The sequence below is a fragment of the Spirosoma utsteinense genome (assembly GCF_014282275.1).
GTDB lineage: Bacteria > Bacteroidota > Bacteroidia > Cytophagales > Spirosomataceae > Spirosoma > Spirosoma utsteinense.
In genome coordinates, this window is the sequence record NZ_VFIA01000033.1 from 16,028 (window position 1) to 33,784 (window position 17,757).

General features: G+C 53.2%; 18 protein-coding genes. 10 read left to right on the plus strand and 8 right to left on the minus strand.

Annotated features, from left to right (window positions below):
- The first annotated feature begins 26 nt into the window (after window positions 1–26).
- Window positions 27–782, plus strand: coding sequence for a hypothetical protein (locus FH603_RS21315; protein ID WP_186739758.1), 756 nt, complete (start codon window positions 27–29; stop codon window positions 780–782).
- 99 nt (window positions 783–881) lie between these two features.
- On the opposite strand, the gene FH603_RS21320 is transcribed toward FH603_RS21315, so the two are convergent.
- Both FH603_RS21320 and FH603_RS21325 read right to left on the minus strand, forming a co-directional pair.
- On the minus strand, window positions 882–1,289 hold the full coding sequence (locus FH603_RS21320) for a DUF4332 domain-containing protein (RefSeq protein ID WP_186739760.1): 408 nt from the start codon (window positions 1,287–1,289) through the stop codon (window positions 882–884).
- 74 nt (window positions 1,290–1,363) lie between these two features.
- Window positions 1,364–1,540, minus strand: coding sequence for a hypothetical protein (locus FH603_RS21325; protein WP_186739762.1), 177 nt, complete (start codon window positions 1,538–1,540; stop codon window positions 1,364–1,366).
- A gap of 186 nt (window positions 1,541–1,726) precedes the next feature.
- Between FH603_RS21325 and FH603_RS21330 the strand changes: the two genes are divergently transcribed.
- From FH603_RS21330 to FH603_RS21340, 3 genes are all read left to right on the plus strand, one after another.
- Window positions 1,727–2,806, plus strand: a complete 1,080-nt coding sequence (locus tag FH603_RS21330; RefSeq protein WP_186739764.1) for a S1C family serine protease — start codon at window positions 1,727–1,729, stop codon at window positions 2,804–2,806.
- A gap of 112 nt (window positions 2,807–2,918) precedes the next feature.
- The gene (locus FH603_RS21335; protein ID WP_186739766.1) at window positions 2,919–4,262 is read left to right on the plus strand and encodes a glutamine synthetase family protein; all 1,344 of its coding nucleotides are present in this window, start codon (window positions 2,919–2,921) and stop codon (window positions 4,260–4,262) included.
- A gap of 8 nt (window positions 4,263–4,270) precedes the next feature.
- The gene (locus tag FH603_RS21340) at window positions 4,271–5,311 is read left to right on the plus strand and encodes an aminoglycoside phosphotransferase/kinase family protein (RefSeq protein WP_186739768.1); all 1,041 of its coding nucleotides are present in this window, start codon (window positions 4,271–4,273) and stop codon (window positions 5,309–5,311) included.
- Window positions 5,312–5,436: 125 nt separating this feature from the next.
- On the opposite strand, the gene FH603_RS21345 is transcribed toward FH603_RS21340, so the two are convergent.
- Window positions 5,437–7,011 carry a glycoside hydrolase family 43 protein gene (locus FH603_RS21345; protein WP_186739770.1) on the minus strand — a complete coding sequence of 525 codons (1,575 nt, stop codon included), beginning with the start codon at window positions 7,009–7,011 and terminating at the stop codon, window positions 5,437–5,439.
- 322 nt (window positions 7,012–7,333) lie between these two features.
- Between FH603_RS21345 and FH603_RS21350 the strand changes: the two genes are divergently transcribed.
- The 3 genes from FH603_RS21350 (at window position 7,334) to FH603_RS21360 (ending at window position 9,646) form a co-directional block, all read left to right on the plus strand.
- Entirely contained in the window at window positions 7,334–8,188 is an 855-nt protein-coding gene (locus FH603_RS21350; protein ID WP_186739773.1) for a TIGR01459 family HAD-type hydrolase, read from the plus strand.
- A gap of 126 nt (window positions 8,189–8,314) precedes the next feature.
- On the plus strand, window positions 8,315–8,902 hold the full coding sequence (locus tag FH603_RS21355; RefSeq protein ID WP_186739775.1) for an outer membrane beta-barrel protein: 588 nt from the start codon (window positions 8,315–8,317) through the stop codon (window positions 8,900–8,902).
- Window positions 8,903–9,061: 159 nt separating this feature from the next.
- Entirely contained in the window at window positions 9,062–9,646 is a 585-nt protein-coding gene (locus FH603_RS21360; protein ID WP_186739777.1) for an outer membrane beta-barrel protein, read from the plus strand.
- 78 nt (window positions 9,647–9,724) lie between these two features.
- On the opposite strand, the gene FH603_RS21365 is transcribed toward FH603_RS21360, so the two are convergent.
- Together FH603_RS21365 and FH603_RS21370 are read right to left on the minus strand one after the other, a co-directional pair.
- Window positions 9,725–10,672, minus strand: coding sequence for a DUF2279 domain-containing protein (locus FH603_RS21365; protein WP_235985348.1), 948 nt, complete (start codon window positions 10,670–10,672; stop codon window positions 9,725–9,727).
- 20 nt (window positions 10,673–10,692) lie between these two features.
- Window positions 10,693–11,673: a DUF1028 domain-containing protein gene (locus tag FH603_RS21370; RefSeq protein ID WP_186739779.1), complete on the minus strand. Its 981-nt coding sequence runs from the start codon at window positions 11,671–11,673 to the stop codon at window positions 10,693–10,695.
- 170 nt (window positions 11,674–11,843) lie between these two features.
- Here FH603_RS21370 and FH603_RS21375 point away from each other — a divergent pair, with 170 nt between their 5' ends.
- Window positions 11,844–13,376 (plus strand): malate:quinone oxidoreductase, encoded by a 1,533-nt coding sequence (locus FH603_RS21375; protein ID WP_186739781.1) that lies wholly within the window; start codon window positions 11,844–11,846, stop codon window positions 13,374–13,376.
- 84 nt (window positions 13,377–13,460) lie between these two features.
- Here the strand turns inward: FH603_RS21375 and FH603_RS21380 are convergent, their stop codons facing one another.
- The 3 genes from FH603_RS21380 to fumC form a co-directional block, all read right to left on the minus strand.
- Entirely contained in the window at window positions 13,461–13,910 is a 450-nt protein-coding gene (locus FH603_RS21380) for a YybH family protein (RefSeq protein WP_186739783.1), read from the minus strand.
- A 138-nt stretch (window positions 13,911–14,048) separates the two neighbouring features.
- Window positions 14,049–14,744, minus strand: a complete 696-nt coding sequence (locus tag FH603_RS21385; RefSeq protein ID WP_208493033.1) for a hypothetical protein — start codon at window positions 14,742–14,744, stop codon at window positions 14,049–14,051.
- 484 nt (window positions 14,745–15,228) lie between these two features.
- Window positions 15,229–16,626 carry a class II fumarate hydratase gene (fumC, locus tag FH603_RS21390; RefSeq protein WP_186739785.1) on the minus strand — a complete coding sequence of 466 codons (1,398 nt, stop codon included), beginning with the start codon at window positions 16,624–16,626 and terminating at the stop codon, window positions 15,229–15,231.
- A 151-nt stretch (window positions 16,627–16,777) separates the two neighbouring features.
- Between fumC and parS the strand changes: the two genes are divergently transcribed.
- Both parS and FH603_RS21400 read left to right on the plus strand, forming a co-directional pair.
- Window positions 16,778–17,218 carry a type II RES/Xre toxin-antitoxin system antitoxin gene (parS, locus tag FH603_RS21395; RefSeq protein WP_186739787.1) on the plus strand — a complete coding sequence of 147 codons (441 nt, stop codon included), beginning with the start codon at window positions 16,778–16,780 and terminating at the stop codon, window positions 17,216–17,218.
- Window positions 17,219–17,282: 64 nt separating this feature from the next.
- Window positions 17,283–17,732 (plus strand): RES family NAD+ phosphorylase, encoded by a 450-nt coding sequence (locus FH603_RS21400; protein WP_186739789.1) that lies wholly within the window; start codon window positions 17,283–17,285, stop codon window positions 17,730–17,732.
- Window positions 17,733–17,757 lie beyond the last annotated feature (25 nt).

Genomic DNA, 17,757 nt, shown 5'->3' on the forward strand with positions numbered 1-17,757 from the left:
TTCGTTTGAAAACAAACGAACGATTCATGATTTCCTTTCTCCGTAGGGCCAGCGCTATTTTTACCCTGCTGGTCGTGTTTACCGCATCGAGCCAGGCCCAATTTCGTCTCGACCTTGAGTCAGGCGTGGTAGTGGGCACTACTTATAACGAAGTTCGGATTCCAAACACGGGCGGCACCCGCTTCGACCTTTCTGATGAGTTAACGGCTAAACCAACGGTTTTTTACCGGGTTCGGGCGGGTTATACGTTCGGCAACCGACACACGATCTCGGCGCTGTACGCTCCGCTTACAGTCCGCTATACCGGTCAGTTCAGCCAGGATGTCAACTACAACGATGTTCGCTATCCGGCGGCTCAGCCCCTGACAGCCTTTTACCAGTTCAACTCGTACCGCTTAACGTACCGCTACGATGTCGTAGCGCGTGAACGGTGGCGCGTCGGCGTCGGACTGACGGCTAAAATTCGGGATGCCAGTATCCGTCTGCGGGGCGAATCCAACAGCCTCGACACACGGTTCGATGATCTTGGCTTTGTGCCGCTGCTGAACGTCTATGTAGCCTATCAGCCTGACGACCACTGGAGACTGCTGCTGGAAGGTGATGCGCTGGGCTCTACCTTCGGACGGGCAGAAGATATTTTTGCCGGTGCTGTCTATCAGCTAAATGACCGTCTCGGCTTCAAAGCCGGGTATCGCGTGGTGGAAGGTGGAGCCAACGTCGACACGATCTATAACTTCACCTGGATTAACTATGCATCCGCAGGCATATTGCTGACATTGTAAAGGCAGTCGATCAGTCGGTGAGTCGGTCAGTTAGACAGTACTGACTGACTCACCAACTGACCGACTCACCAACTGACCGACTGATCAACTGCCTGACTATTAATATTCCAGCATAGCAGGCAGTTTTTTTGCCTGTTCGATAAAATCATTTACCTGCTCAACCGACGGAGGCCGTTGGGTAAACTGCCGAACGCTGTTGATTTCGATTAGTTTAGCATGCAGGTTGGCCGACGAACGATGGGCCAGTTCCTTCACGGTGTCGACGCCAGCCTCTTCCATAAGGTCGCTGTACACCCGCCCAATGCCCTTGATACGGGCCAGATCGGCACGGTTGGCCAGTTCCAGAATAGCCTTAGGGTCAACGCCGGCCGCCGTTGCCAGTTCTTTTCGGTTTTGGGGTGTTCTGGTAGCTTCTAGTAGTGAGTCACTATCACTTAAGCCCTGGCCTTTCAACGCATTAAGCACTGCGTTCGTAACACCACGCAGTTCTCCTAACGTAACGCTCATAACAAAAAGAGTAAGGTTTTGGTCACAACGGACTGACCTTCAGGCCGCTTACTATATATTTACTTACTGTACAGCTAACGAATAAGGTACTTTCTCCGGATATCGTTGAGGAGAAATTTCTTTTGAACGGTAAAGCTCGCCGGGCTCATCTGATCGAATTCCCGTTTCCAGGCTGCATACTGCTCTGGCTCAAGCTGATAGAACTGACGGGCTTCTATTTTTTTCTGGGATAGGTATTCCTCGAACTCCATTTGCGCTAGCTGACTTTTTTACTGATACCGGCCATAATCTACTACTTTACTTCCATAATGCTGCTATACTAAGCAGTAAACTTAGCGCTTTCGTGACAAAATGACGGAAATCAAGCGTAAAAAATATGATAATTCTTTGTTGGAATAGATCGTGAAGAGGGTATTCTCTCACTAATAATTCAGTAGATGAAAACGGCTTTTGCTTCTCTTTCTGACGCCCCGCTACAGCCCGGACAGCCCAGCGTTCAGGATCAGTCGTTGTTGGATGCCTATTCCAGCACGGTTATCAACGTAGCCCGGAAAGTAAGTCCGGCCGTTGTACAGATTAAAGTAAGCGGGCGGGCAGCAGAAAACCCGGCTACCCCTCCAGGGCGGAGACAACCCAACGGCGAGGGTGCTGGCGGCTCTGGTTCTGGCTTTATTACCTCAACCGATGGCTACCTGGTTACCAACAACCACGTTGTTGCGGGAGCCAGCCGGATCGACGTGACCCTGCCCGAGCAGAACGACGGCGCAGTGGGTTCGCCGGAACGCATCGTTCGGCCGAGCCGCGACGTGACGGCTACCCTTATTGGCCGCGATCCCGCCACCGATATTGCCGTGCTTAAAATTGATGCCGCTGGACTCAAAGCCATTCGCTTTGCCGACTCCAGTCAGGTGCAGGTGGGCCAGATTGCCATTGCGCTCGGCAATCCGTATGGCTTCCAGTATTCATTGACAGCGGGGGTGGTAAGCGCGCTGGGGCGAACCCTCCGCTCCGAATCAGGGCGGCTCATCGACGACGTGATCCAAACCGATGCTGCGCTGAATCCCGGTAATTCGGGTGGGCCACTGGTCAACTCACAAAGTGATGTTATTGGGGTCAACACGGCCGTAATTCTACCGGCACAGGGCCTGTGTTTTGCCGTATCGTCCAATGTGGCGGCTTTGGTGGCGGGCATGCTCATTCTGGACGGACGTGTCCGGCGGGGATACCTGGGTATTGGCGGACAACTTGTTACCCTCCCGGAACCCGTCAGACAATACAACCAACTCTCGACAAAAACAGGGGTGCGGGTAACGAGCGTCGAAGCCGACGGTGTAGCGGGCAACGATGCGTTGCTACAGGGCGATATCATCGTGGGATTCAACGGACAGCCCGTTACCAGTGTTGACGACCTGCACCGGATGCTGACCAGCGAAACCATCGGTCGGCGGGTTCAGCTGACCGTCCTGCGCAACAACCGGCAAAAAGGCATTATGGTAACACCAGGTGAGATTGAATGAGGTTTCGCTGCGTAGTGCGGCAGATTTTAGTACCTTTCGCGCTTTGTGAGATCAATTTCCCGGCCCGGCCTTTCGTTGTCAACGCAACCACCGGGCGAGCCCGCCATACCCCATGAATCAACAATCTGTTATAGAGCTGATCACCCAGCTCGACAGTCCTAAAATTAAATTTGCCTTTACCGACATCGACGGTGTGCTGCGGGGCAAAACCATTAGCCGCCAGAAATTTCTGGATGGGCTGGCCGATGGTTACGGCTTCTGTGACGTAGTCTGGGGGTGGGATTCGGCCGACGTACCCTACGACAATGGGCGTACGACGGGTTGGCAATCGGGGTATCCCGACGCATCGGTACACATCGATCTGGCCACATTTCGGCAACTTCCCTGGGAAGACGGCCTGCCTTTTTTCCTGGCAGACTTCGACGCCGTTGCTGCCTGCCCGCGTTCGCTGCTCAGGCGCGTAGCCGAACAGGGCCGCGCGATGGGGTTTCATGCCGAATTTGCGCAGGAATTCGAATGGTTCAATTTCCGCGAAACACCACACAGTTTGCAGGAAAAGGGATTTCGCCAGCTAGAACCGCTTACGCCCGGCATGTTTGGCTATTCGATTCTGCGGCCCTCGCTCGAAAGCGGCTTTCATAACGATCTGTTCGATCTGCTTACCCGGTTCGACATTCCCCTCGAAGGGTTACATACCGAAACCGGGCCGGGCGTCTATGAAGCGGCCATTGCCCACGATGAGGTTGTTCGGGCCGCCGACAAAGCCGCTCTGTTCAAAACGTCGGTGAAAGAAATTGCGTACCGGCATGGCCTGGTTGCCACGTTTATGGCGAAATGGAATGCCGATTTGCCGGGATGCAGCGGTCATATTCACCAGAGCCTTTGGAACAGAGAGCAGACAAAAAACCTGTTCTTCGACGCGGAACAGCCAAACCGGATGAGCGAACTGATGCGGCACTTCATTGCCGGGCAGCTGCATTGTCTGCCGTATATCACCCCCATGTTTGCCCCCACCATCAACAGCTACAAACGGTTGGTGGAAGGGGCCTGGGCCCCCACTACACTAACCTGGTCGGTCGATAACCGGACAACGGCCCTGCGGGTCCTGAACCGGAACGAGGCTCTCACGCGCGTAGAACACCGCGTATCGGGTGCCGATACCAATCCGTATCTGGCCCTGGCAGCCGCGCTGGCATCGGGCCTGTATGGTGTCCGGCATAAGCTTACGCTCGAAACAGCCGCTTCTGTAGGTAACGGCTACGCCGACAAACAGTACGGTATACTACCGACAAACCTGGCCGAAGCCACGCGGGCAATGGCCGCTTCGCCCATTGCATCTGAACTGTTCGGTGTCGAATTCGTTGACCACTTCGTCCGCACCCGCGACTGGGAATGGCGCCAGTACGCCCAACAGGTTAGTGACTGGGAGTTAAAGCGGTATTTTGAAATTATTTAACGTCGAACATGCGTCTCGTCGATTACCCCACAATTATCAGAAAAGCCTGGGCAGGTTTTGACCCGTCGGTACAGATCAGTACCATCGAAGATATCAGTGCCCGCGTATCAACGAACCACGTCTTTAAAGTTACGTTCGACGACGGCGACTCGATCATTGCCAAACTGTCTTACTTTGGCAAATTCGAGCATTTCCTGGAAGACCACCGCATTATTCACGTCCTGTCGAACAACCTGCTTTATCCGTTCGAGAATCTACTGGCGAAATCGCTGGTGCGTGACGGGCAGGTGTATACGTATCGGTACCAGGAGGGCTTCCTCGATGCCTGGGTCGTGTTCTACAACCCGATTCGCATTCAGCAGAAGCTCCCCCGCCGGCTCGACGAGCACCACATCCGGGCGCTGGGTACGCAGATCGCCCGCTTTCATAAAGCCTGCTCGCGGGTAAGTCCCGTCTTACCCAAATCGTCGAAAACGCTGCGTTCGGATATCTGGGATCTGCTCGACCTGCTGGATACGGAAGCCGGGCAGTTTGAGCACCGTATGCATACCGACGAGTTGAAGCGCCAGTGCGACCTGTTCCTCACCAATCGCCAGAAACTCGTAGCAGGTACGGTCGAAACCATGCCGGTTTTCGTGGACTGGAACATCGGCAACTTCTCCATTACAGAGGATCTCGAACTGTTTTCACGCTGGGATTATGACTGGTTCCGGATCAGCTACCGGGTTATGGATTTCTATTTCTTCAGCCGGGTGGTATCCGACCTGGGCGACCGGACGGTGTTTAGCTACGGCATTGGCCCCATGATGGAAGACCGGTTTATGCTGTTCCTGAAACAGTACCACCGGATCTACCCGCTCACCGAAAATGAAATTCGTTTCCTGCCCGAAGCGTTTCGTTTTTTCATACTCAACTACGTCATTAAATATGGGCGGTATTTTTTCCACCGTACCTACGCCATTAAACTCCAGCGCGAAGCCTACGAGATCTACTTTCCATCCATCGAGCAGTTCGATGCCGAGAAAATCCTTCGGGAGTTGGGCATATAGCCGCGTGAGCGATTTCTCTCTCAGGCTCAATTCATTACCTCCTCTTCGCGGCTATACCGTACGGAGCGGGGTGGTATCTGCAAACAGACAAATGAAGGTAAAGGGAAGCGGGCTCACACACCATTTCAGGACTCGTCGTAGTGAATAGTCATGGTGCGAATAAGACTGCTTGCCTGATCTTTTCCACTCAGGCCAATACCTGAACGTGGTGCCCGGTCCCAGCGAGGCAGAAAAGAGCCATCCAGCGGAGCATCCGTTATCTGGCTGTACTTCCCTTCTTTAGTGCGCCAGCCGAACTCATAATATTGCCCCCTTTGACTGCGTATTTGCAGCGTAATCGAAGGGGTATCGTCTGGTACCGGCTGCGTCTTTAGAACACGACGCGTTCCCGCTTTAATCTGCCAGAGTTCAAGCGACCCCTGCCGAATACCTATGCCTAGTTGGTTTTGGGCATCCCCGTACACGCACAAACTTTGCAGCAGATCGGCCTGGGGAACGATGTCGGCCGACATGGTGTAGGTTCCTTTCTTGACGACTAGTCCCAGGAAGGTACCCGCCTGGCTTGAGCTGGCATTAACCAGCTGCAGTTGACCCTGATTCACCTGATACACTGGCTTGGGAAGGCTTACATCCCACACCCAGGGAACGCTGTTGCGGGCCTGACTAAAATTAACCGTCAGGTTTGACTGCCGTCTCTGTGTAGTCTGAAGCGGTGACTCAGCCTGAGTGGGCGTTGCGTGTCCATACCGAAAAGTGGGCCACTGGCTTTTGTCAGGCCAAATCAACTCGCTCAACACGCCCTGACGCCCGGTAGAGGTAAAATCGGTGCCGTCGTAGGCATGGTGCAGGTAAAAGTAACGCTCATCAGGCGTCACTACGACGGTTCCGTGTCCTGGGCATTTCCAATCCTTATTACTGACCAATAGCGGGTTGTTGATGTATTTCTCCCAGGGGCCTTGCAGTTTTTCGGCTCGGGCCAAACCAACCTGATAGTCACACTGCGCCCCGCAACAAGCGTTGCCTGAGTAGAGCATGTAGTAGTAGCGACCTCGTTTGAAAATCGCCTGTCCCTCAACGCCCCCCTTTTCCCAATTGGCCGGCTCAGCCTTGATGAGCGTAAACGCTTGTCCGGTAACCTTGCGTCCGTCGGCCGATAGTTCAGCACCCAGGATTTCAATGGATCTGCCTTTATCCAACCCGTAAGCTTTCCAGGTAATGAACCATTTACCTCCCTCTTCGATGATAAAAGGATCAATCGCTTCGGTCGTCCATTCCAGTAACAGGCCATGGTCGGTGAATCCCTTCGTCAGATCGCGCGTCGTAGCCACGCCAATAAACGAACGCTGGTCGGATTTCCGCCGAGCGGTGTAATACAGGTAATACGTATCGTTTCGGTAGAATAACTCCGGGGCCCAGTAACTGCCCATCGTCCAGGCAGGTAGTTCGTTAAATCCAGGACCCACATAGGACCAGTTAACCAAGTCTTTGGAGGAATAAATGGGGTAGGCCGGCCCCCACTCCGAGGATGTGCCTACGGCAAAGTAGGTCTCACCAATCCGAATGAGAGAAGGATCAGCAAAGTCGCCCGCAATGACCGGATTTGTATAAGTGGCTCTGGGGGCAGGAGAAGGAGTAGGTTGGGCCAATGCCTGCAAGGCCACAGCCAGCGTAGTGATAATCAAAAAAAGAGCTTTTCTCATTCGGTAATCGCTTGATAATGGCCGTGTAACAGAGGGTACCCTAAAAAGGAGCTATTCCAGCAGCCGAAGATAGGTAGCTGAATTCAGGGTTCTGAATAAGTTAACGTGATTTATGGATAGCCCCCAAAAAGAATGGTTTGAGTGTAGGGTCAGCGCCGGATTCAGGAATATCTAAAACGGAATACAACCACTGAAAATTGACAAACCGACTATGAATATATACAGTCAATTGAAAGAAAACTGCTTGAAAGCATCGGCTGCATCGTAATTTTGCCTATTCTATATGGTAAAAAGGCCAGTATCATTCATTCAATAGCTTTCCATGCAGCTTTCCGATTTTAAAGCCGTAGCGGCTGATTATAAAGTTATCTTTTTCGATGCCTTTGGCGTACTAAAAAATTACGAAGGGCTTTTGCCTGGCATTGAGAATACGTTTTCGTGGCTGCAGGAAACGGGCAAAGAGTTTTACATCCTGACCAACGATGCTTCGCGGAGTCCGCAGGAACTGGCCGAATCCTATTACCGGGCGGGTTCCTATGCCATAACTCCCGAGCGCATCATCTCGTCGGGTATGCTGGCCCGCGAGTACCTGGACCTCAAAGTGAACCACGGTACAGTCGCTTACCTGGGTACGCCCAGTTCGGCCCATTATCTTGAAACGCCCGATCTGAAAACCCTGCCCATCAGCGAAGTCGACCTAAGCGACGTATCAGATATAAACGCATTGGTGCTGCTGGACGATGAAGGCTTCGACTGGAACACGGACCTGAACAAGACCGTCAACCTGCTCCGCAAACGCAATATTCCGGTGATCGTTGCCAACACCGACGAAACGTATCCCGTTTCCAAAACCCGCATTGCCATTGCCATTGGTGCAGTTGCCGAAATGATCGAAACCATCGTGGGCAAGCAGTTTATCCGGTTCGGCAAACCCGATGCGCAGTTGTTTATGTTCGCCTACGAACGACTGGAACATGCCGACGGCCCCGTGAGTAAGCGCGACATTCTGATGGTGGGCGACACGCTCCGCACCGATATCCTTGGCGGCAACAAATTCGGGCTCGATACGGTGCTGGCGCTCACGGGGAACACCCAGCCACAGGATGCCGAGATCCAGATCCGGAGTACAGGCATTATTCCGACTTACGTATGCGAGTCGGTCGTGATTTCAGAATAAATTTATACTTGACTGTGAGGATCTTGTGAAAATATAAACGCTGGCGCAAAACAAGTTTACATTGCCCACAGTTTAATTGCCCACGACGTCAGGTTGGCGTTTATCATTCACAATTTATACACAGTTATGAAAAATTATCTCGCAGCATTGCTCATGCTGGGCGCTCTGTCGGCTTCAGCTCAGGTCTACAAACCGTTCAAAGTAAACGTATCGGTTGGTTATGCCAAGCCCCTCAACGCCGGTGTTTCGGGCGGTTTTCTGGTAGCGGTGGAGCCTAAGTACGGCCTCAGTGATCATTTCGATCTGGGTCTCCGGCTGGAGTCGGCCTTTGTAGCCAGAGGCATCGAGCGCAACGGCAACACAACGAAGAGTGACGTAGGTGCTTTTGGCTCCTATCTGATCACGGGCAACTACCTGTTCGGGACTGAAGGTATCCGTCCATTCCTGGGTGCTGGCGTTGGTCTGTACAGCGTAGCGTCGGGTGGTTCGGTAACCGTTACAGACGGGCAAACCCCGCAGGACGTCAACTTCGTAAGCGATACCAAGTTTGGCGGCATGATTCGGGCGGGTATCAAAACGGGTCACTTTGTAGCGGCCGTTGAATACAACGCAGCCCCTACGACCGATAACACGATTGGTACGACGAAGATCAGCAGCGAAAACGCATACTTAGGCGTTAAGGTTGGTTTCGACATCGGCGGTGGCCGTCGGTAGTTCGAACTAAGTCATTGGCAGAAAAGCCTGTTCAGTTTAACTGAGCGGGCTTTTCTGTTTCCAGACAATTATCGCATTATCATGCGTTATGTATCGGTATGTTTGTACCGGGCGTCACTACGCTTTCCTTTTCCCATCATCTCTAACAGGTCGTATGTAATGAAGGTATCTTTTCTGCCGCTGTTGCTGTTACTCACGGGTTCAGCCTCCGCACAGGTCTTCAAACCCTTTAAAGTCAACATCTCCATGGGTTACGCCAAACCACTGGAAGCGGCCTCTATGGGAGGCATTCTTCTCTCGCTCGAACCCAAATATGGTCTGAATGACCGGGTCGACCTGGGCCTTCGCTACGAACTGGGCCTAATGAACCATGCCTACACCGTCGACAACGGGTCGGGTACCAGCGAGTTAAAGGGTGCCAGCTCATTCGTGTTTACCGGCAATTACCTTCTGTCGGAAAGCAATTTCCGACCCTTCGTCGGGGCCGGTCTGGGCGTGTTTACGGTTGGGGGCGTCAGCTTTTCGGAGGGCGACGGGGGCGTTTCGGGCGGCACCAAGTTGGGCGCTATGGTGCGGGCTGGGTTCAAAGCAGGTCACTTTGCCTTCGGCGCTGAGTACAACCTGATACCCAGCAGCACGGGCGTCATGACCAGTGCGTCATCGGTTGTCCAGCGCTATAAAAGCCCCAACGCCTACCTCGGCCTTAAAATTGGCTTCGATATCGGCGGGGGAGCGTATGAGTAAATGATGAATGATGAATGAGTGACTAGCGGGCGCCAAACCCATTCATCATTCATCATTCATCATTTACTCATTCACCATTCACTCCCTCGGCAAGATCAGCGGGTGGAAGCGGAAACCTTTTACTCGGTTGAATTCCAGGGAGGGGGCCGGTATTTTGAAAAACTGGGCGGTGCCAATGAAGCGTTGCAGGGAAGGGGAAAACGTGCTGATGCGCGACAGGTCGGCGTCGGGTGAAATGAAAAACTGCCGGTGCCGCTCGAATTTCACCTCATTGCCCACAGCGTCGACCATGCGCGGGTTCTCGTGTCCACCTGTCATACCACTCCCGCTATAGCCAACGTCAAGGTTGAGCCAGCGCGGAAACGACGGGCCGACCGGCAATGCTGATGCGAGGTTGACCGACAGCCAATACTGTTGGCCGTTGTAATCTTTCAGCATCTGCTGCCCCGTCGTTTTCCCCAACAGATTGGGCCGATAAGGGGGGAATATCGTTTTCCGGAATCCATACTTCATGCTCACGATCTGTTGACCGGTGCCGTACTGTTGCCCTACGAACAGGGCCGTACCGGCCACGTTGGCCAGCATGTCGCCTTTGGAAAAACCCCACCCGTCGGCGTGGCCGTCGTATACCTCCAGCGTTGTCTGGAAAAGGAGCGCCAGCAGTCCACCTGTAAGGATACTGGCCCGCTCGTTGACGCCACTCCAGCGCATAAGTTCATAGCCACCCCGACTCATGCAGTAGGCTGTAGCCGTATGGCCTACTTTGTCCATTTGCAACCATTCGCGGTTGTCGTTGAAGCTATGGAAGGGCACCTTTTTTTTGTACCACTGCTTACGGAGCAGCAGCAGGGTGATGGTATAAAAAGCGGCCGTACTGGCAACGACGCCAATAAACCGCCCCTGCCGAATGCCCGGCTGTTCCGTTACAGGAGCAGGCGCTGGTGTCAGGACCTGTGCCCGTATAGACTGCCCCGGTAGCAACAGGCTAAAACCAACCAACACCCACGCCCGCATACCTTGCTTCATAGTGTAAAAGTAGGACCAAATCACTTGACCAGCTGCGCCAGTTCGGTAGTAGACACCGTCAGCAGACCCACTCTAGGCAGTCGTCGGGTCAACTCACGCCAGTTGCCATCCTGCGCGTAAATCTGTTGCAGCATCCCGGCGGCCTTGGGTACCTGCTTCGTATTGGCCAGCGCAATAGCCGTCCAGTACTGCATTTCCAGGTTTTTAGGGAAGAGTTTCATGGCCGAGCCGTAGGCCTGCATGGCTGCCTTCATATCATTTTTCTCTGTCGCCAGATCGCCGTTGTTCATGTGCTCGTAGGCGCGGTGGGTCCGGAGCAGACGCGCCAGTTCGGGTAGCGGCTGTACGGCATCATCCACGCGCAGGTCGACCAGGTGATTATCGTCCCAGGGCGCTCCGGTTGCCTTTCCTTTTACGACCAGCAGCACCGCCGATTGACGACCGCGTATATCACCCCCGGCAGCCTGGGCAGCGTTGAGAGCACTTAATACCCGTTCGGGCAAGGGCAGTTTGCTGTTGGCTTCGAATGCTTTCGCCATGGCATCGGGTACGGTATTTTTCAACATCATGTTAGCCTGTACCGAGTAGTTAGCTCCCTTATGATGCCCGGCGAAATCGATACATTTTTTGCCCGTATGCACCGCTACGTTGCCTTTCGCATCGGCAATAGCTACCTGGCGTACCTCCCGCCCTTCGTCGGTTCGCAGCAGTTCGTCCAAAGCCTGCTGGGCAGTCTTCCCACTCTTGAGCAATTGTAGTCCCCGGATACCGAATGATTTGTTGGTAAACGATTGCGTAGCGACAACGCCTACCCCCGCTTCGCCCCACGAGACCGACGTACCGACCGAAAACCAGTGACTCTGAACGCCTACCGCCAGATCACCCGTCTTCGGGTCACGGGCCACGATTGAGAACGTATGCGCAAAGGGATCGCCCTGGCGCGTGTGCTGGGCGTTGGTAATAAGGGGTAAACTCAGGAACAACAGGAGTATTTTACGCATGAGTCGTCATTGAAAATGTCTTCCAAAAATAAGCGAAATGAGCCAGCATCGCCGTGTAGCCGGTCCGTTCAGGCACTTATTGTCCTGATTTTGTCCGGTGAAGCGCCCTTTTCGGAACAACCACCCCACCAATTTTGTAGATATAAAGGGTGTCTATCCCGTTTCCTGACATGGCTAAGCATACAAAATCAAACCAAAAAGGCCCCGACGTCGTACTGATCGGCGCAGGCATCATGAGCGCCACCCTCGGCGTCATGCTCAAAGAACTGCAACCTGATATAACCATTGAGATTTACGAACGGCTCGATAGTGCAGCCGCCGAAAGTTCCGACGCCTGGAACAACGCCGGTACCGGCCACTCTGCTTTCTGCGAATTAAACTATACCCCCGAGCGGGAAGACGGCACCATCGATGCATCGAAAGCCGTTAAAATTGCCGAGTCGTTCGAGCAGTCGAAGCAATTCTGGTCATTTCTGGTTGAGAAAAATTTCCTGAGCGACGCGCCCAACTTCATCCGCTCCATTCCGCACATGAGCTTTGTATGGGGACAGGAAAACGTAGCGTACTTACACAAACGCTACGAAGCGCTCCAGCAAAACTACCTCTTCCACGGCATGCAATACTCCGAAGAGCAGTCGCAGCTTGCCGAATGGATGCCTATTGTGATGGAAGACCGCGACCCGGCGCAACCGGTGGCTGCCACCAAAATGGACCTCGGCACCGATGTGAACTTTGGCGCGCTGACCCGCTCGATGTTTAAGCAACTGCAAACCATGGACGGGGTAACGATGCATTTCGGCTACGATGTTCGGGATTTGTGGCGGTCGAAATCGCTGGGGGGCTGGAAGCTCAAGGTAGAGAATCTGGCCGATGGCCGGACGCGTGAGGTGCAAACCGACTTCCTGTTCATTGGGGCCGGTGGTGGCTCGTTGCGGCTTCTGGAAAAATCGGATATTCCCGAAAGCCGGGGCTATGGCGGGTTCCCCGTTAGTGGTCAATGGCTGCGGTGCACAAATCGCGACGTGATCGAACGGCACCACGCTAAAGTGTACGGTAAAGCTTCGGTAGGGGCTCCGCCAATGTCGGTACCTCACCTCGATACACGCATGATCGACGGCCAGCAAGAGCTGCTGTTTGGCCCGTATGCCGGTTTCTCGACCAAATTCCTGAAAAGTGGCTCTTATCTGGACCTGCCCAAGTCGATTCAGCTGAGCAATATGGCTCCGATGCTGATGGCGGGGATGCACAACATTTCCCTGACCAAATACCTGATTCAGCAAGTACTACAGTCGCCCGAAGACCGTCTGGATGCGCTGCGCGAATATTTCCCCAACGCGCAGATGAACGACTGGGATCTGGAGATTGCCGGGCAACGGGTGCAGGTAATCAAAAAAGACGACGAAGAAGGGGGTGTGCTCGAATTCGGCACCGAGGTCGTGAGTGCGGCCGACGGTAGTATTGCGGCCCTGCTGGGCGCTTCGCCCGGTGCTTCGACGGCGGTATCCATCATGCTCGATCTGCTCAACCAGTGCTTCCCGGATAAAGTAAAATCCGACGTGTGGAAAGCAAAACTGACCGAAATGATTCCATCCTACGGCCAGGTCCTGGGCAATAACCCTGAACTGGGCCAGCGGCTCCGGAAGCATACCAGCCAGGTGCTGGGGCTTTCCATGGAAGAACAAATGCCGGAAGTAACGCGCTAGGCGTTTATAGATAAAGCCGCCCTGCCGGGTCGGTCGAGCGGAATGGTTTCCGACTCGGCTAGCCCGGCAGGGCGGCTTTACTGCTTACTTGGCGGCCATAGTGGGTGCCATGCTGGTATTCCAGATGTCGCGGTGAAGTTTCCACTGTCCTCCTTCTTTCTTCCAGATCACGACATACTTACCCGTATCCAGTTGGGCATCATTAGCACCGTAAAGCGTATATTGACCCACCTCAAAAACCTGATCGCCGTTTTGCTGGGCCTCCGTTGTCGCGAGTTTGGCTTTCTTCACCCCTGACTCAAAGGCACCTTTCCAGAACGTACCGATGGCTGTGTTTCCGTTGACAGCTTCCATGCCGGGCGGCATCAGTTGAGCATCGGCCGAATAATAGGTGTTCATCGTCGTAGCGCCCTGGGCATAGGCCTCCATGAACTTCTGGTTAGCCGCCATAATGTCGGCTTTCATGTCCTTCTGGGCAAATGCAGACATGCCTGTCATCAGGACTAGTGCGAATAGAGAAAATAGGTTGGTCATCCAGGTAATGGTTTGGTTATCAGGAGCAATCTAACGAAACGATCTCTCTAACATCTTACTCCATTGATTTAATGGATTGTCAAATTAGTAACCGGTAGCTCCCCTAAAAACCGGATCGGCGGAGTCAGGAACGGGTACTTAGTTGGCCAATACCGAGGGGCGGCTATACAGTAGTTGCCGGAGAGCCGCCAGGTGTGATAACAAAACCAGGGGCACAACGACTGAGGGTAGCCACACGAACGGAAAGTAAAGGATACCAACATTAGGCTGGCCAAACGCAATTTGTTGAAAAGGAGATGGCACGGCCAAAACAGCCGTTAAAACAATGTTGACCAGCAAGGCCATACAAATCAGGTTCCAGCCGATCAGCACCGTTCGGGATACTCTTTTTTTGACGAACCCCAGGTAGTGGATGACCGGGGCGGTAAGTCCGGAAAGCACGTCGAAATTCTGCCCTTCGAAGGTCATGATCTGCGGGACAGACTTGTTGAGAAATAACCAGAACAGCACGATCTCGACCGGAATGCGTACGATGTGGAGCAGCGTCAGCCGGTCGAGTAGTAAGCCATCCAGAAATTGACGACCCTTTTCGGTCAGAAATAACCCCATAATGAACAGTATCGGGGGTACCAACAGCCCTGGCAAACGGGGTGGCACGCTGTCCGTTCTCAGGTAGAACCCGGCCAGGGAAAGCCCCGCCTGTAGCGCCATCCAACCTAGTAGCACGAGCAGAACAGGTTTCGATTGCCGGGCGGCTCCGTAGAAAAACCAGACCGTAATCCCGGCTGTGGCGATAAAAACAAGACTTACCAGCAGGGGCAGGTTGGGTATCATAGCGATGGTAGATTTAACCGCCACCAACCTACGCAATTATGGCGTTTAACCGGCTTCAGGCAGAGAACTATAGTGTTTCGCGAGTACTCTAGAAATAAATAGTCTGAAGGTTGTTTTTGTCATGCTGACGAAGGAAGCATCTTCGAATGAAACCATTTAAGCGCAAGTTACAGCAGATGCTTCCTTCGTCGGCATGACAAAAACAACCTAAGTCATTTTCGTTCATAAACGCAAATGACTCTCCCTAAGCAGGAAGAGTCATTCTGTATGTAATTCTCGTTAATGTGAATTATGAATAAGGTATGCCTGGTGTAACCCCGACAGGGGTGTCCTGTCATTAGGACTAAACGGCCTCAAGAACACCCCAGCCCCGTTAGGGGCGACCCGGTTGGCAATAGCGGCCGCCCCTAACGGGGCTTCTATTGCATAAACGGGTCATTCCTATTAACAGGACACCCCTATCGGGGCTGACAGGATGTCTGCGTTACAAATTCCCAACCATATCGCCCGGCTTCACCCACTCGTCGAAATCGGCTTCCGCGACGTAGCCGAGAGCAATGGCCGTTTCTTTCAGCGTTGACCCGTTTTTGTGGGCCGTCTGGGCAATTTCGGCGGCTTTGTAATACCCGATCTTGGTGTTCAGCGCCGTTACCAGCATCAGCGATGAGTCGACGTGTTTCTTGATATTGGCTTCGATAGGTTCGATACCTACGGCGCACTTGTCGTTGAACGACACGCATACGTCACCAATAAGTCGGGCCGAATGTAGGAAATTGAAGATCATGACCGGCTTGAACACGTTCAGTTCGAAATGGCCGTTCATACCGCCAATGTTAATGGCCACATCGTTGCCCATCACCTGCGCAGCAACCATTGTCATGGCCTCGCACTGAGTAGGGTTCACTTTGCCCGGCATGATCGACGACCCCGGCTCGTTGTCGGGGATGTGCAGTTCACCAATACCCGCCCGTGGGCCGCTCGACAGCATCCGGATATCGTTACCGATCTTCATCAGACTGGCGGCAACCGTTTTCAATGCCCCGTGGGCTTCCACGATGGCATCGTGCGCGGCCAGAGCTTCGAATTTATTCTCGGCCGTGATGAACGGCAATCCCGTTAGGGTCGCGATGTGTTTAGCTACGTTTTCGGAATAGTTGGGGGGCGTGTTGATCCCCGTCCCCACGGCCGTACCGCCCAGCGCCAGTTCGCTCAGGTGAGCCAGCGAATTATTGATCGCCCGCAGACCGTGGTCCAGTTGCGACACGTAGCCCGAAAACTCCTGCCCTACCGTCAACGGCGTGGCATCCATGAAATGCGTCCGGCCGATTTTCACAACGTGCATGAACGCCTTCGACTTGGCCGCCAGCGTATCGCGCAGTTTGGTAATGCCCGGAATAGTTACGTCCAGCAGCGTTTTATAGGCCGCAATGTGCATGGCCGTCGGAAACGTATCGTTGCTCGACTGCGACTTGTTGACGTCGTCGTTGGGGTTCAGGTATTTCTTCTCGTCGGTGAGTTGCCCGCCGTTGATGACGTGGGCCCGGTAAGCGACGACTTCGTTTACGTTCATGTTCGACTGGGTACCCGACCCGGTTTGCCACACCACCAGTGGAAACTGATCGTTCAGGGTTCCGGCCAGAATCTCGTCGCACACCTGCCCGATGAGGTCGCATTTGTCCTGCGGCAGCACGCCCGCGTCGAGGTTGGTCAGGGCGGCAGCTTTCTTGAGGTAAGCAAACGCCTGAATAATCTCGCGGGGCATTTTATTGATGTCCTGAGCGATTTTGAAGTTCTCGATGGAGCGTTGGGTTTGTGCGCCCCAATACACATTGGCCGGGACTTGCACCTGGCCCATCGTGTCTTTTTCGATACGGTATTCCATGAATAAAAGCGAAAGGGTGAAAGAGCAAACGATTGAATGCTGGTTACTATCTGTTTCCAGCAAAGTTAAGGGGGCAGGCAACAGCGTTGCAAAGAATTATTATCTTTGTCATATAGTTGTCAAACGACAGCTTTAAAACTATCAAATAACTATGCAGGTGTCTGTTCGTAAAATCATGGAGGGCTTAGGTGGCGATCGCTTTGTAAAGCGGCCTGTTCGGCATGAATTTGATCTTATTGACATTGTAAAAGAAGGATTACCGATGGAGTCAGTTGCTTTTTTGCAAACTAACTTCGGCTTTACGAACAAAGAAATGAGCCATATTCTAGCCATTTCAGAGAGTACCTATCAGCGCAGGATACGTGCCAAAGAGCGGATGACTCAGGACGAGACCGAAAAAGCCATCTCGCTGTCGGAATTGTATGCAAAGGGAATCGATGTTTTTAGAAACCAGTCCGACTTCGAAACCTGGCTTCAAACTAAAATACCAGCAATGGGTAATCAGCGTCCTACAGCTATACTGGACTCGATGATTGGCCGTCAGCACGTTATGGATGCCTTAAATCGCATACTTCACGGCATCTTCTCCTAAATCGTCAATTCGTTACCCAGAGAAAAATGGATTACGCGCAAGCCGTGGCCATGGGTTTATTTCTATGATACTTTACCGAATAGCAGACAAACGCTACGCCACTGATCTGGGCGGTACAGGTGGTTTGTTTGCACCAGGTCGCTGGCACCGGCGGGGAACGCCACTTGTTTATTTAGCCGAGCACATATCATTAGCGAAGTTAGAAGTCCTGGCCCAATCACCGGGCCTACCTGAGGATCGGGCGTTGGTAACCGTTCGTTTGCCGGATAATGCATCTATGCTTATCATTGAACCAGAGACCTTACCTGAAGGCTGGCAAGACTGGCCTTACTTAGATGAACTTGCGGATATAACAGAAGAATGGATTTATGAACGAGCCTGCTGGATCATGCGTGTCCCCTCGGCCCAATCTCCATCCGAGCATAACTTCTTACTCAACCCGCTTCACCCCGAACACGCAACGTTGACACTGATTCGCATAGAACCACATCCGTTCGATCCCCGTTTAAAATAGACCTTATATCCGCTACCTTCGTAGT